Here is a 16,080-nt window from a genome sequence, read left to right on the forward strand (position 1 = left end):
TAGAAATCTGCATTTTTCTTATAGAAAGAAAACATTACTACAATTAAATAATATTTTAGATATTAATCAATAAAAAGTAGGTTTTAGTGTTTTTTATTTATCATTTATAGAGATGTAAAAGAATTTTATCTACACAAAAAATATAAATAATAGGAAAAGAAAAACCTCATAACATTTAATTATGAGGATTTATATTCAAATTAAAAAGGCGCCATAAAACTAATTACATAATGATCTACAACTCTTCCTTTTTCATCTTTTATTTCTAAATCGATTGGTACTTTATAGGATGTTAATTTACTTTTTGGAATTTTTATTTTAACTAAACCTTGTTTTAATTTTCCTTCATCAATAGAAATAAATTGATTTGATTCACTTAAAATTTCTGCTCTACCTTCTTTGAATGTTTTTACATCTACCGTTAATTTATATTTATGGTTTGTTTTATTCATTAAATTATACTGTAGAGTATTCGTTATATATTGTCCTTCTACCGAAAAGTCTCGTCCAGGAACTTGTAAAAACTTCACCTCAACATCACTTCTATTTGTCATAAAAGAAGTCATTGCAACTAACATTATAATTAATATAGATGTAAAAGCAATTAACCTTACATTAATTTTAAATTTACTTCCTTCTGCTATGTTTTCTTCCGAAGCATATTTTATTAATCCAGTTGGTAAGTTAATTTTAGTCATTATGTCATCGCAAGCATCTACACAAGCCGTACAATTAACACATTCTAATTGAGAACCATTTCTAATATCTATTCCTGTTGGGCAAACAGCAACACATTGTCCACAATCTATACAATCTCCTTTTCCTTCTGCATTTCTATCTTCTCCTTTTCTAAATTTTGCACGCCCTTTTGTTTTTTCTCCTCTAACAAAGTCATAAGAGATTTGTATTGTTTTTTTATCAATTAAAACACCCTGAAAACGTCCATAAGGACAAACCAAAGTACAAGCCTGCTCTCTAAACCAAGCAAAAACAAAATAGAAGAATAAACTAAATATATTTATCCCAATAAACATCCCAATATGTTCCGCTGGTCCTTCTTTTATAAATTGAATTAAAACATCCGAACCTAACAAATAAGCCATAAATATATTGGTAAAAAAGAATGAGAGAAGATAATAGGTTATCCATTTTGAACCTCTTTTCAGTATTTTTTCTTCATCCCATTCTTGCTTATCTAAACGTATTTGCTTTCCGCGATCTCCTTCTATTAAAAATTCTATTTTTCTAAAAACAAATTCTAAAAAAATAGTTTGTGGACAAAGCCATCCACAAAATAGTCGACCATAAACTGTTGTAAACAATATAATAAATACAACACTCACAATCATTCCTATTGCTAAAAGAAAGAAATCTGTTGTAAAAAATGGATAACCAAAAAGTATAAATACCGTATTAAAAACATCGAACTTAAAAATTGGATTACCATTTGGTAATTTTATAAAAGGTAAAACGATTAATGCTGTTAAGAGAATTGTAGAAACAATTGCTCTATAGTTGGTATATTTTCCTGAACTTTTCTTTGCATAAACCCATTTCCGTGTACCTTTTTTATCCATTGTGGCAACTTCGGTTCTAAACTTTTCATTCTCCTCCGCAACTAAAATTTCATTAAAATTATTCATATCTCTCTATGTAAATTGTCTACACAAAGCTAGAGTCTAACACTGATTTTCTCTTGGCACTATTCCTTATTTCTATGGTAATAATTATGCAGTGATATCTATCATAAATGAAACCTGCATTGTTTTATTTATGATAAAAAAATGCAGACTATTTTTAAAATAATAAAATTTTAGTAATTAACTGTAAAACCTAAAGTATAATATCGTCCATTTCCTCTGGCATATTCATTATTTCTTGCCATTAACATAGAAGAGCTTGTATAATAAGTTTTATTAAATAGATTTTCTATTCCTAAACTTATTCTCATATTGTTCATTTTATAATTAGATGATAAATTAAATAAATCTATTGGAGATACTTTTCCCTCTCCTTCTTTGTAAACAAGATTTCCACTATTATTAAGCACTGGATGAAATCTATTTCTTTCTTGGGTATGTGTATACATTAAATTAACAGTAAAATTATCTACAGGAGTGATTGTTGTAAATAAGGTAAGTTTAGGAGCTGGTATACTTAATCCTGACATATAATCATCATATGTTGACGAACCTTCGGATTTCAACTTTCCTTCTAAATAAGAATAACTTCCTCCAACAAAAACATATTTATTGATTTTGGTATCTGCTTGAACTTCTAATCCTTGTATTAACTGTGGGTTTCTAACTACTTTCCAAAAGCCATCATCACCAGCAGCTAAATCGCTTCCTAATTTAGAGTGTGACCAATAATAGGCAAATTTTAAATTAATTTTTTTAGCAATCTTACTCGTAAAACCAACTTCGTAATTAGTTGTTGCTACTGGATCAGTTTCTATTTTAGAAACAACATCCGCATTGGCTGTTCTAAGAACTCTACCCAAATCGAAAATAGCAAAACCTTGTGAAAAAGAAACATAAGGATTAAACTCTTTTGCTACATGATATTGTAATAACGTATTAAATGTTGGTTTTTCATAACTAAGATTTCCTCCTTCTATCGAAACCCATTCTTGATTTGCTCTAGTTGGTATGGTTTTATAATTTGGTACTTTAACCAAAATATTATCATATCTAACCCCTGCTTTCAAACTGAATTTATGATAGAAATTAGTTACTGTTTGTAAAAATACGGCTGAATTATATGCTTTTAATTTTGGTACCCATAGACGACCATCTACAAGAGGTTGACTTGTTTCATCTAACATAAAATCTCCTCCATATAAAACAGACATTTTAATGTCTTTAGATAGATTTAGTGCTGATAAAAAATTTAATCTAGCTCCATACTTTTCTGCTTTTATAGCAGCTTGACCTCCTGTTTCTTCCCATCTTGGACTTCTAGGATTATTTGCTCTATAATCAAAAATAGTGTATAAGTTTTGTGTGTATAAAGACAAATCTAAATTGGTATTTTTAAAAATATCTTTACTAATAAACTTTACATATGCATTATGATTATATCTTGTACCTTCATTAACTGCTCTAACATCTTTTTCTCCAACTATTCCGATTCTTGGTGATTGAAGGTACTTACCTTCTGCAGCAATTAAATCAGTATCTTGTTCACTAGAAAAATAATTGTACATAGCTTCTATACGTGTGTTAGTTGAAAAGTTATAACCAACTTTTGCCATAATACTTTTCGCCATTACATCGCTTAAACCATATCTTGGTGAAATAAATTTTCTTTCACCATCTACTCCTCTTCCTGTTGTAACAATTCCTCCATTTACTAAATAATCAAACTTATTCACTTTTCCATAAAATTGCTGATTAAGTTTATATCCAAATGCATGGTCACCTTGTTTAAATCTTGCATCTGTAATTCCTATAGATGTTTCTCCATTAAATAATCTGTCTGTATTATTTTTTTTAGTTACAAAATTTACAACTCCTCCAATAGCTCCGGAACCATAAAGCGAACTTGCTCCTTCTATAACTTCTATACGTTCTATTGCGAAAGGACTTATAGAACGTATATCTCTATCTGTATTTCTTAATGGTGTTGATTGGGGAATACCATCTATCATAATCAACATTTGTCGACCACGCATTGTTTGAGACCTATTACTTGTCGTGTTAGAACTTAATCCTATTGATGGAACTGCTAAGCCCAATATAACAGACATATCTGGATTTGACATAGCTAAAGATTCTATTGTTTCCTTGGAAACTACAATAACAGAGCTAGAAGAGTTTTTTACAATTTCTGGAATTCTAGTTGTTTCAACTACTGTTTCATTTAACTCTAAGTTTTCTGATTCTTGTGCATGAATTTGAGATGTAATTTGTAGTAATAATAGTAAAATTAGTTTTTTCTTCATTGTATGCTTTAAATTATAATTTTAAAGCAAATATACCACTATTTAGATTTAATCTAAATTTTAAACATTTAAGTTATAAAACATAAGAAAAATCACACAGTTTTACGAATGCATAACATAATATTGCTTGCGAAATTGCTCTGGAGTTAAATTGGTATATTTTTTAAAGAATTTTACAAAGTATGATACATCTTGAAAATTTAATAGATATGATATCTCTTTTATCGATACATCTTTATTTACAAGTAGACGTTTAGCCTCTAAAATTATTCTACTTCTAATCCATTCGCCCGCAGAAATCCCAGAAATTTCTTTAGATAAAACATTTAAATGATTAGGTGTTATATGAAGTAATTCGGCGTATTCTTTTGGTAGTTTTTTTGTTTTAAAGTTTTCTTCTATCAAAGATTGAAAGTGATTAAATATTAAAGATTGACTCTTTAAATGAGATTGATTTTCTTGTTCTAAACTTCTATTAATTTCAATAAACATATTCATTAAAGAAAATGCTATTTTCAAATTAGAGAAATGATCATTCAATTGATTTTCCTTTATCATCAATTCGAAATAATTGGCTACTCCTTTCTGAATATGCTCTTCGAGTGTAACAACATGATCATCTACTTTTATAGATTGTAGAAATTTGAATTCTAATAATAAGTTTGAATTGATACCTACCCAATCTAAAAAATTAGTCGAAAAATTTACCACATAGCCATCATATCTTTCTTTAAAATACCATTGATGTACTTGTCCAGGTTTCATAAAATACATGGTACCTGCTTTTGCTTCAAATTTTTCAAAATCAATTAAATGTTCTCCACTCCCCTCTGTAAAAAAAACCAAATGGTAATAATTATGGTTATGTACTTGCTGTAAATGGGGATTACTGTCTACATATCCTCTAAAACGATCAACGGAAAACAATTCATTTGTATTTTTATCTGCATTAAGGTTACAAATATCAAAAGTGGGAAACAATCGCTTATCCATGGAAATCAAAATTAATAAAAGGTAAAAATATAGAGAATTTAGTACTTATTGAAATGAAAAATTTTACCTTTAAGGTGCTAGGATAAAAAAAATGGATTTAAAAGAAAAGAAAATCATCTTACTTTCTCTTGATGGTGGAGGAATTAGAGGAATTATTTCGTGTGTAATTTTAAAATACATCGAAGATAAATTGAAAGAATTACACGATGAAGACGCAAAAATAGGTGATTATGTAGATTTTATTGCTGGTACAAGTACTGGTGCTCTTATTGCTTCTTTACTTTTAATGCCATCAGATGATCATCCAAAAAGATCTAAACATTCTATTACAGATGCTTTAAATATTTATCTTGGAGAAGGAAAAAATATTTTTACTAAAACATTCTGGACTATTATTAATAATCCATTATCTATCTTAAAAGATAATTTTGCAACAGTTGTATTGGAACAGCAATTGAATTTAGTTTTTGGACAAACAGAATTAAAAGATTTAACTCGTCCATGTGCTATTGTTGCTTATGACACTGAACATCAAAAGCCAAAAATATTTAATTCGATAGATGGAATATCTCCTTTTAGAAATTTTTATGTAAAAGATATTTGTAGAGCTTCTTCTGCTGCTCCTACCTATTTTGAGCCAGCTAAAATAAGTTCTTTTGCCGAACAAGAGTTTTGTTGTATTGATGGTGGTGTGTTTGCAAATAACCCAACATTTGTAGGTTTTATAGAAACACATAAAATTAATTTCAGAAAGTATTTTAAAGACGATTTAAAATTTGATGGAATAGCTCCATTACAAGAGTTTGTTGTTATATCTATAGGAAATGGATCTCGTGCGAAATCTTATAAACATGAAGATTTGAATGGTATCTCTAAATCCAAATGGACAGATCCTTTGGTTGACATTTTTATTTCTACTGGTGTTGATATGATTGATACAGAAATGAAAGCAATGTTTTCTTTACTGAAACCAAAACATCATCAAAACTATTATCGTTTTAATCCAGAAATTCCAGAATCTGCGATGGATTTAGATAATATTTCTAATAACAACATTAAAACTTTATTAGATGTTGCGAATGATTATGTTTTAAAGAATAAAGAATATTTAGATGAATTAGTTCAAAAACTAATTTTTAATAAAAGTGAGATTTTGTAAGTTACTTTTTGTAAAAAGTACCAAGTAAAAAGTATTATGATTTTAAGCCTACTTATATCATACAATTACCTTAACCGCAATTAAGAAAAGATTGCGCAGAGAATAAAGATTAGCTGAAAATTTAAAATTATAGATCATCAACATAATTGGATGAGAAATTTAAATACAATTGTACTTTTTACAAAAAAAACTTACATCTTATAATCTTAAGTCTTAAGTCTTAAGTCTTAAATCTTAAATCTTAAATCTAACTGTAAAACTATGGATTCACTTTAGATCTAACGTAAATAAAAATCTCTAATTTTCTATCAAAATTATAATAATCAATAATGCTTTCGATACAAGCCTGAGGAGTTTTCACCTCATCATCTTTATGAAAGTCTTTATAATTCCCGTTCGTTAAAGGAATTACATGTTCATTTAACTTTTCTTCCGTTAAATTCTTACGTTCACCCATTAAATTGTAAACGTACTCCCTTCCCATTTCATCTGTAAAATTATCTACTTTATAAACTTGGTCTAATTCTGATTCATCATCAATTAGCAAAAATAAATAATCTTTGTGGCTGTCTTTTTCAAAAAAAATTCTTCTCATAGCATTCATTGTTTGTATAAAAATAATGAAAAGATTTATTGTTACAACAACTAAAAAGGAAAGATTTAAGTTAATTTAAAAAAAATTAAAGATTGATTCGTATTTTTTATCAATAAAATAAATCCTTAATTATCTTTATGATAATTAAGGATTTATTCGTTTGTAATTGATTAATATTTCTAAACTTTACCTTCTTGTATTGTTTTTACAACATCTGGATCTAATAATGTTGATGTATCGCCAAAGTCAGTTTCGTTACTTGCAATTTTTCTCAAAATTCTTCTCATAATTTTACCACTACGAGTTTTTGGTAAACCTGGTACAAATTGTATTTTATCTGGTTTTGCAATTGCTCCAATTAAACGAGCTACACCGTTTTTTATTTCAGCTTCTAAATCTGCAGAAGCTTCAAAACCATCTTGTAAAATTACATAAGCGTAAAGAGCATTTCCTTTCACATCATGAGGAAAACCAACTACAGCACTTTCTGCAACAGCATCATGCTCATTAATGGCATTTTCTATTGGAGCCGTTCCTAAGTTATGTCCAGATACAATAACAACATCATCTACACGACCTGTAATTCTATAATTATCCATTGCATCACGATAAGCACCATCTCCTGTAAAATAATAACCTGGGAAAGTTGAAAAATAAGTTTCGATGTAACGTTTATGATCTCCATAGATTGTTCTTGCCATAGATGGCCATGGAAATTTGATTGCTAGGCGTCCTTCTGCCTTTTCATTTACTGTTTCTACTTCTTCTCCTTTTTCATCCATTAAAACGGGCTGAATTCCTGGAAGCGGTAAAGTTGCAAATGTTGGTCTTAATGGTGTAATACCAGCCAAAGGAGATATCATAATAGATCCCGTTTCTGTTTGCCACCAAGTATCAACAATTGGACATTTTCCTTTTCCTACATAATCATTTAACCAGTGCCAAGCTTCTTCGTTAATTGGTTCCCCAACAGATCCTAAAACTTTTAAACTAGATAAGTCATATTTTTCAACATAATCTAACGATTCACGTGCTAACGATCTAACAGCTGTTGGCGCAGTATAAAAATGTGTTATTCTTAATTTTTCTACAATTTCCCAAAAACGTCCAAAATCTGGATAACTAGGAATTCCTTCAAACATTACAGAAGTAACACCACATAATAATGGACCATATATAATATAACTATGCCCTGTAATCCAACCTATATCTGCTGTACACCAATAGATATCATGAGATTTCATCTGAAAAATATTATCAAAAGAATAGGCTGTTTCTACCATATAACCTCCACAAGTATGCACCATTCCTTTTGGCTTTCCAGTAGAACCAGATGTATATAAAATGAATAATGGATCTTCTGCATCCATAATTTCAGCAGGACAATCATCATTTACTTTATACATTTCATCTATCCAAAATTTATCTCTTCCTCCAACCATAGATGTAGGCTCAATTGCTCTTCTGTAAACGATACACGTTTGTACAGAAGGACAATCTTTTAAAGCTTCATCACAAATAGCTTTTAGATTGATAGATTTTGTTCCACGAAAAACTTCATTTGCTGTAATTAATATTTTACATTGAGCATCATTAATACGAGAAGCAATTGCAGCTGAAGAAAAACCAGCAAAAACAATAGAATGCACTGCTCCTATTCTAGCACAAGCAAGCATTGCTATAGCCAATTCAGGAATCATTGGCATATAGATACAAACTCTATCACCTTTCTGAATTCCATTATTCTTTAAAACATTTGCAAATTGACAAACTTTTGAATGTAATTGGCGATAAGTGATACTACGTGTTTCTTCTAAAGGATTGTTAGGTTCCCAAATTAATGCTCTTTTATTTCCTTTTTTTTCTAAGTGACGATCTAAAATATTTTCGGTGATATTTAATTTACCTCCTTGAAACCATTTAAAATCTGCCTCTTCAAAATTATATTCTAATGTTTTATTCCATTTCTCTTTCCAAATAAAATTATCTGCAATTTTATTCCAAAATTTCTCTGGATCCTTTACACTCTTTTTATACTCCTTTTTATATTCAGAAAAAGAATTAATTCTAAAATCATTACTCATTATTGTTAATTTTATGGTTTTGAATACACAATATAAAAAAAGCGCATTAATTTATCAAATTAACACGCTTATATTTTCAAAATAAATAAATTCCTTTATTATTTTCCTTTATAAGGACTAGCATTGTAATATGCTAATGCAGTAGGAAGAGCTTCTCTAATTTTTGCAATACGAGTTGCGTCTGAAGGGTGAGTACTAAAAAAATCATTATTATTTCCAGCACCTCCACTATTAGCAGACATTCTTTCCCAGAAAGAAGTTGCTTGAGATGGATCATAACCAGCCATTGCCATTAAATATAAACCTGTAATATCTGCATCTAGCTCCATTTTACGAGAATAGTTTAATAAGACACCTTGACCAGTAACATTATAAACTTGTCCAATAGCATTCGCCCATTGAGAGTTAGAAGTTGCTCCACCAAGTATTTGACCTCCATATTGTGCCATTACTGTTTGAGATACTTTTTCTGCTCCATGTCCTGCTAATGCGTGACCAATTTCGTGTCCTAAAACTACTGCTAATCCAGTTGCATCTTTTGTTACTGGTAAAATACCAGAATAAACTGCAACTTTACCACCTGGCATACACCAAGCATTTACTTCATTAGCTTGTAACAATGTAAATTGCCATTGATAACCATCTAACTGAGAAGATATTCCTTTTTGTTTGTAATATTCTTTTGCTGCATATTCTAAACGCGTACCTACAGTCTGAATCATTTTAGCATCATTTGTTCCTGTTACTACTTTTCCTTCTTTAAGAACTTTAGAATATTCTGTAAAAGACGAAGGAAACAATTCTGCATTTGAAACCAATGCTAACGACTTGCGTCCAGTTACTGGATTGGTTGCACAAGAAGCTAAAACCAATACTCCAGCTAGTGTTAAAAATAATTTTTTCATATTAATTTAAGTTTATAAGTTTAATTACCTAGTTTCTTTTTTATCTCGTTTAATTTCATCAATGCTTCAACAGGTGTTAAAGTATCAATGTTAGTGTTCATTATTTCTTCTCTAATTGATTCTAAAATTGGATCATCTAACTGGAAAAAACTTAACTGCATATTATCTTGCGTAATTTTTTCTGTTTTATTTGAGATTGCTTCATCTGTTTTTGAAGCTTCTAACACTTTTAAAACATCATTTGCTCTGTTTACAACATTTACTGGCATTCCCGCCATTTTTGCAACATGAATACCAAAACTATGCTCACTTCCTCCTGGAACTAATTTTCTTAGAAACAAAATAGTATCTTTTGTTTCTTTGATACTTACATTAAAATTTTTAATGCGTTCCATTGATTTTGACATTTCATTTAATTCATGATAATGCGTAGCAAACAATGTTTTTGGTTTCAATTTACTTTGATGTAAAAACTCTGCAATTGCCCAAGCAATAGAAATCCCATCATATGTTGATGTTCCACGACCAATTTCATCAAGCAGAATCAAACTTCGTTCCGAAATATTATTTAAAATACTAGCCGTCTCATTCATCTCGACCATAAACGTAGATTCACCAGAAGAAATATTATCTGAAGCGCCTACACGCGTAAAAACTTTATCTATAATTCCTAACTCAGCAGCTTTCGCAGGAACAAAACTTCCCATTTGTGCCATTAAAGTAATTAATGCTGTTTGACGAAGTAATGCAGATTTACCGGACATGTTTGGCCCTGTTATCATAATAATCTGTTGATTATCTTGATTTAACTCTACATGATTCGAAACATATTCTTCACCAATTGGCAATTGTTGTTCGATAACAGCATGTCGTCCATCCTGAATTTTTAAATCAAAACCATCATTTAAAATTGGTTTGATATAAGAATTCTTCTCTGCAATTTCTGCAAAATTGGATAAAACGTCTAAAAAAGCAATTGCTTTCGCTGTTTGTTGAATAGCTAATAGTTTGGTAATTATTTCTTGTAATAACTCAATAAACAATTGATTTTCGATGGCTAGAATTTTCTCTTCTGCACCTAAAATCTGTGTTTCGTATTCTTTTAATTCCTCTGTAATGTATCGTTCCGCATTTACCAATGTTTGCTTACGAATCCATTCTGTAGGAACTTTATCTTTATGTGTATTTCTTACTTCTATGTAATAACCAAAAACATTATTAAAAGCAATTTTTAGAGAAGATATTCCTGTTCGTTCAGTTTCTCTTTGACACATTTGTTCCAGATAATCTTTCCCAGAAAATTGAATGCTTCTTAATTTATCTAACTCTTCTGAAACTCCTTCTCTTATTACATTTCCTTTTACAATTTGATGTGGTGGTTCGTCGGATAGTGTATCAAAAATATTTTGTGTTAAGCCTTCTATATCCTCAATTTTAGAAAATAAATCTTGAACTTCTTTTATATTGGAATTTTCAGCTATTGTTTTAATTTCTTTAGACAGTTGCAAACTCTGTCCTAATTGCAACAATTGTCTTGGTGTAATTTTTCCTGTTGAAACTTTACCTGCTAAACGTTCTAAATCGGTTAATTGACCTAATTTCTCACGTAAATCGTAACGAATATCACTTTTATCAAAAAAATATTCTACAATAGTCTGACGACGCTGAATGGATTTTAAATCTTTTAATACCATCACCATCCAACGGTTAAGTAAACGTGCTCCCATTGGAGTTTTAGTCTCATCTAAAACATTAAGTAATGTTACACCTTTTGGATGTGGAGAATAAACCAATTCGAGATTTCTAATCGTAAAAGGATCCATCCAAACAAAAAGATCTTGATTTAATCGTTGAATAGACGTTATATGTCTAATTTCGAAATGATGTGTATCGTCTAAATAAGCTAAAATTGCTCCAGCAGAAATAATCCCTTCTTTTAAATCCTCTATTCCAAAACCTTTTAGATTTTTAGTTTTAAATAAATTAGTTAATTTATCTACTGCAAAATCGTATTGAAAAGCCCAATCATCTAACAAAAATTTACTTTTAACATCAGAAAAATTGTATTTTACTCTTTTCTGATAAATAACTTCGCTTGGACGAAATGATTGGATAATTTTAGCAACTTGATCTTCTTGACCTTCTGAAACTAAAAATTCTCCAGTTGAAACATCTAATAATGCTATTCCGAACGATTTATTTCCTTCGTGAACAGCCATTAAAAAGTTATTTGATTTTGATGATAAAACCTCATCTTGTAAAGCAACTCCTGGTGTTACTAATTCTGTTACACCACGTTTTACAATTCCTTTTACAGTTTTTGGATCTTCTAACTGATCACAAATTGCAACGCGTAAACCTGCTTTTACTAATTTTGGTAAATAGGTATTTAATGAGTGATGAGGAAAACCTGCCAATGCACTGTTATCAGAACCATTTGCACGTTTTGTAAGTACTATATCTAAAATGCGAGAACATCGCACAGCATCTTCTCCAAATGTTTCGTAAAAATCTCCTACTCGGAACAACAACATCGCATCAGGATATTTCGTCTTGATTTGATTATATTGCTTCATGAGAGGAGTTTCCTTATTCTTTACTACTTTTGTCAAATTATTAATCTTTTAGAACAGCTAAGTTAGGTAAAAACGAAGTGATGAGAAAACTAAAATTAGACGAATTAGGTCGCGTGTCGGCTGACGAATATAAAGCAATTGAAAAACATCCGATTGTAGTTGTTTTAGACAATGTAAGAAGTATGCATAATGTTGGTGCTGTATTTAGAACATCTGATGCTTTTTTAATTGATAAAATTTATTTGTGTGGAATTACAGCAACTCCACCTCATAAGGAAATACATAAAACAGCAATTGGAGCTGAGAACTCTGTTAATTGGGAATATGTAAAAGATTCTGATGAATTAATTACAAAATTAAAAGAAGATAATTACCAAATTGTAACGATTGAACAAACTGAGGGTTCCGTTTTATTAAATGAATTTGAGGTTGACAAGTCTAAAAAATATGCCATCGTAATGGGAAATGAAGTTGATGGCGTTCAACAATCTATTATCGACAAGTGTGATACTTGTATAGAAATTCCACAATCGGGAACAAAGCATTCTTTAAATGTTTCTGTATGTACAGGAATTATTTTATGGAAATGGTACGAAGGTTTTATGTAATAAAATTTCAAAAATAAAACCCAATAGAACTTTTAACTATTGGGTTTTGTTTTTTTTTAATTAGCTCCTTCTACTGAAACATTTAATCTAAATAGACTATTAGAACCTGTAATGTAAACTACATTCTTATTTTTATACTTTCCGAAAGTTAAATTTGCTACATTATTAGGAAAAACAAGACTACCTATTCTCTTTCCGTTACGAGATAGGATATGAACAATTTTACCCGAAGTTACCCAAATATTATCTTTATTATCTACTGCAATTCCATCTGGAATTCCAGTTTCAAATTGATGAAAAATTCTACCATTACGTAAATTTTTATTTTCATCAATATCATAAGCAACCACATTTCTTGTATTGTAAGGCTTAGGTGTATGTTCTATTTGAGAATCTGCTACATATAATGTTTTCTGATCTTTACTAAGTCCAATACCGTTTGGTGTAACAATTTCTTTCGTATCTAATCTCACTATCTTTTTAGTTGATGGATTAAATCTATAAACAAACTCTCCTCCTTGAACAGGATTTCCACCATACCCTTCATTTTCTTTAACTATTCCGAATAAAGGATCCGTAAACCAAATTTCTTCCTGTTTATCTATCACCAAATCATTTGGACTATTTAGTTTCTTATCACCGTATAAATCTACAAGAACTATCCAATTTCCATCTTTTTCAAGGCGTTCTATCGCTCTTTTTCCATGAGAAGCAGCAACAATTCGTCCTTCATGGTCTATTGCATGCCCGTTATGATATTGTGAAGGAGACAACCATACTTTTGCTCCATCTTTTTCATTCCATTTAAAAACTCTATTTCCTACAACATCACTCCAAATTACTTCTTCATTTGGTAAAACAAGAGGTCCTTCTGCCCAAGTACTCTCCTCAGAAAGAATTTCCACTTCCGTATTTTTCGGAATCAAATTATAAATTGTTGCATCTGAAGAAACAACTTCAATTTTCATTGTTTTATTAACTTTTTGAGCAAACACTCCACCTGAAAATAGGATAGACATTCCTAAAATAATCTTCCTATTTAATTTATTCTTTTTCATTATTTGTATTAAAAATTAACCGATACATTTATCCATTCACTGTCAAAATCGGCTTTGTATTTTTTATAGAAATTAATTGCTGGCTCATTCCAATCTAAAACTTGCCAAACCATTCCATTATATTTATTTTCTTTTGCATAAACAATCAACTCGTCTAATAGTAATTTTCCAATTCCTGTACCACGCATTTTTTCCGTTACAATTAAATCTTCTAAATACAAACGACGACCTTTCCAAGTTGAATAACGATCATAATGTAATGCTATTCCTACTATTTCATTATCTATTTCTGCTACTAACGATCCCCAAACAGGCTTATCTCCAAAACCACACTCCTCCATTTCTGCTAAAGTAACTGTAACTTGTTCTGGTGCTTTTTCGTATAATGCTAATTCTTTTATTAATTCTAAAATTCGGCTACAATCCTCTTTTCTTGCCTCTCTAATTACTAAATTTTCCATTTTATATTGTCATTCCTATTTCAATTCCTTTTATACGACGATATAATTCTGTTGCATAATTATCTGTCATACCAGAAACATAATCTAAAATCCCCATTACTTTTTGATATTTTGTTCCTTTCTCGTATAAAAATTGTGCAGGAACTAATCGTAAAGCCTTTTTTTCGAATGTCTTTCTATGTGCTTCATCTTTTAAAATAGGAGGAATAAATTGCGACAACAATTCGGACATTACATTATAACCTGCATTTTCTATTTCTAGAACAGAACGATGATTATAAATATTTTCTCTAGAGAAACGCTGGATCTCCGTTAAAACTTTTTTAGTTTCGTTAACTGTTTCATCTTTAATAATATCTAACAAAGCCGTATTAAATTCACCTTTTGCTATTTTTTCGAAATTATTTTGATAAACCTCAACAGATTTCTGTGTTAATAAATTAATTGATTTTGCTCTTAAATAGGCAATTCTATCATTTTTATCAGAAATAGCTCTTAAGTTAGACTTTGTTTTTTCTATTTGATTTGGGTCTAAAGACTCGACAAGATTTAAAAATAATTTTCGACATTTATCATGATCTATAATCCCTAAACGTTGCGAATCTTCCACATCGATGATAGAATAGCAAATATCGTCGGCTGCTTCTACTAACCAAACAAATGGATGACGTTTATAAATAATTGGAGAATCTTGCTCTAAAATCATATTTGTTTTTTCGGCAATTGTTTGAAAAGCTTCTTTTTGTGCTTGAAAAAAACCAAACTTCTTACGATGAAGTTGAGATTTATCTTTTGCTACAGACTCACACGGATATTTTGCAATTGCAGCTAGTGTAGAATACGTTAAACGCAAGCCACCTTCTGACTTTCCATTTTGTTGTTGCGTTAAAATTCGAATGGCATTTGCATTTCCTTCAAAATTAATTAAATCTGCCCACTCAGCTTCTGTAAAAAAAGATTTTAATTCATCTTCATGTCTATCAAAATAAGAAGCTATCGCATCTTCTCCAGAATGCCCAAATGCTGGATTTCCAATATCATGACATAAACAAGCAGCAGATATAACATCGTGAATACTATAATTATAGAATTCGTAAGATTCTTTTGTTAAATCGTAATTTTCTGCAATGAATTTTCCTATCAAATTTCCCATTGATCGTCCAACAGAAGAAACTTCTAATGAATGTGTTAATCTATTATGTACAAAAACACTTCCTGGTAATGGAAAAACTTGCGTCTTATTTTGAAGACGTCGAAATGCTGAGGAAAAAATTATACGGTCATAATCTCGCTGATATTCAGATCTAGCATCTGTTGTGTCATTACTATTACTACGTTGATTGGTGTAAATCTTATTTAAGAGTTCCATAGATGAATTTAGATAAAACGAATTTAATGAATTTACGATGAATGGAAAAACTCAAAAATTAAGTCTGTTACATAAGTCTCTTTTCAGCTTTATACAATACTATATTTTCAAAAATAAAAATACAACCTATAGTTAAGCATTTAATATGACACTAAAGTCATATTGGAATATTTATTTTTCAGTTGTAAAGGTCGTAATTTTGCATTACAAACCAATCAACTATGAACATAATCAATCATTTACAATCTATATCACCTATTCTTCTTATTAAAAATACTATAGAAATTTCTACACAAAATTAGATTCAGCACTCTATATTTTTCAAA

General features: G+C 29.9%; 12 protein-coding genes. 2 read left to right on the forward strand and 10 right to left on the reverse strand.

Annotated features, from left to right (window positions below; translation table 11 throughout):
* Positions 1–200: 200 nt before the first annotated feature.
* From ccoG to BUA86_RS13825, 3 genes are all read right to left on the reverse strand, one after another.
* Complete coding sequence (gene ccoG / locus BUA86_RS13815; protein WP_072933633.1) at positions 201–1,643, reverse strand: cytochrome c oxidase accessory protein CcoG; 1,443 nt, start codon at positions 1,641–1,643, stop codon at positions 201–203.
* A 170-nt stretch (positions 1,644–1,813) separates the two neighbouring features.
* On the reverse strand, positions 1,814–3,946 hold the full coding sequence (locus BUA86_RS13820; RefSeq protein ID WP_072933635.1) for a TonB-dependent receptor: 2,133 nt from the start codon (positions 3,944–3,946) through the stop codon (positions 1,814–1,816).
* A 102-nt stretch (positions 3,947–4,048) separates the two neighbouring features.
* Positions 4,049–4,939 (reverse strand): AraC family transcriptional regulator, encoded by an 891-nt coding sequence (locus tag BUA86_RS13825; protein WP_072933637.1) that lies wholly within the window; start codon positions 4,937–4,939, stop codon positions 4,049–4,051.
* A gap of 91 nt (positions 4,940–5,030) precedes the next feature.
* Here BUA86_RS13825 and BUA86_RS13830 point away from each other — a divergent pair, with 91 nt between their 5' ends.
* Positions 5,031–6,098 (forward strand): patatin-like phospholipase family protein, encoded by a 1,068-nt coding sequence (locus BUA86_RS13830; RefSeq protein ID WP_072933639.1) that lies wholly within the window; start codon positions 5,031–5,033, stop codon positions 6,096–6,098.
* A 259-nt stretch (positions 6,099–6,357) separates the two neighbouring features.
* Here the strand turns inward: BUA86_RS13830 and BUA86_RS13835 are convergent, their stop codons facing one another.
* From BUA86_RS13835 to mutS, 4 genes are all read right to left on the reverse strand, one after another.
* Complete coding sequence (locus BUA86_RS13835; protein ID WP_143147337.1) at positions 6,358–6,693, reverse strand: hypothetical protein; 336 nt, start codon at positions 6,691–6,693, stop codon at positions 6,358–6,360.
* A 179-nt stretch (positions 6,694–6,872) separates the two neighbouring features.
* Positions 6,873–8,777: an acetate--CoA ligase gene (acs, locus tag BUA86_RS13840; protein WP_072933643.1), complete on the reverse strand. Its 1,905-nt coding sequence runs from the start codon at positions 8,775–8,777 to the stop codon at positions 6,873–6,875.
* 98 nt (positions 8,778–8,875) lie between these two features.
* Positions 8,876–9,682: a M48 family metallopeptidase gene (locus tag BUA86_RS13845; RefSeq protein WP_072933645.1), complete on the reverse strand. Its 807-nt coding sequence runs from the start codon at positions 9,680–9,682 to the stop codon at positions 8,876–8,878.
* 20 nt (positions 9,683–9,702) lie between these two features.
* Complete coding sequence (gene mutS / locus BUA86_RS13850) at positions 9,703–12,258, reverse strand: DNA mismatch repair protein MutS (RefSeq protein ID WP_072933647.1); 2,556 nt, start codon at positions 12,256–12,258, stop codon at positions 9,703–9,705.
* An 80-nt stretch (positions 12,259–12,338) separates the two neighbouring features.
* On the opposite strand from mutS, the gene BUA86_RS13855 reads away from it, so the two are divergent.
* Positions 12,339–12,866: an RNA methyltransferase gene (locus BUA86_RS13855; protein ID WP_072933649.1), complete on the forward strand. Its 528-nt coding sequence runs from the start codon at positions 12,339–12,341 to the stop codon at positions 12,864–12,866.
* Between the two features lie 56 nt (positions 12,867–12,922).
* Here the strand turns inward: BUA86_RS13855 and BUA86_RS13860 are convergent, their stop codons facing one another.
* Genes BUA86_RS13860 through dgt form a run of 3 tightly spaced genes read right to left on the reverse strand, consistent with a single transcriptional unit; the run spans position 12,923 to position 15,754 of the window.
* Positions 12,923–13,924 (reverse strand): SMP-30/gluconolactonase/LRE family protein, encoded by a 1,002-nt coding sequence (locus tag BUA86_RS13860; RefSeq protein WP_072933652.1) that lies wholly within the window; start codon positions 13,922–13,924, stop codon positions 12,923–12,925.
* A gap of 8 nt (positions 13,925–13,932) precedes the next feature.
* The gene (locus BUA86_RS13865; RefSeq protein ID WP_072933654.1) at positions 13,933–14,385 is read right to left on the reverse strand and encodes a GNAT family N-acetyltransferase; all 453 of its coding nucleotides are present in this window, start codon (positions 14,383–14,385) and stop codon (positions 13,933–13,935) included.
* Between the two features lies 1 nt (position 14,386).
* Complete coding sequence (gene dgt, locus BUA86_RS13870) at positions 14,387–15,754, reverse strand: dGTP triphosphohydrolase (RefSeq protein WP_072933656.1); 1,368 nt, start codon at positions 15,752–15,754, stop codon at positions 14,387–14,389.
* Between the last annotated feature and the right edge of the window lie 326 nt (positions 15,755–16,080).

The organism is Chishuiella changwenlii, from assembly GCF_900142565.1.
GTDB lineage: Bacteria > Bacteroidota > Bacteroidia > Flavobacteriales > Weeksellaceae > Empedobacter > Empedobacter changwenlii.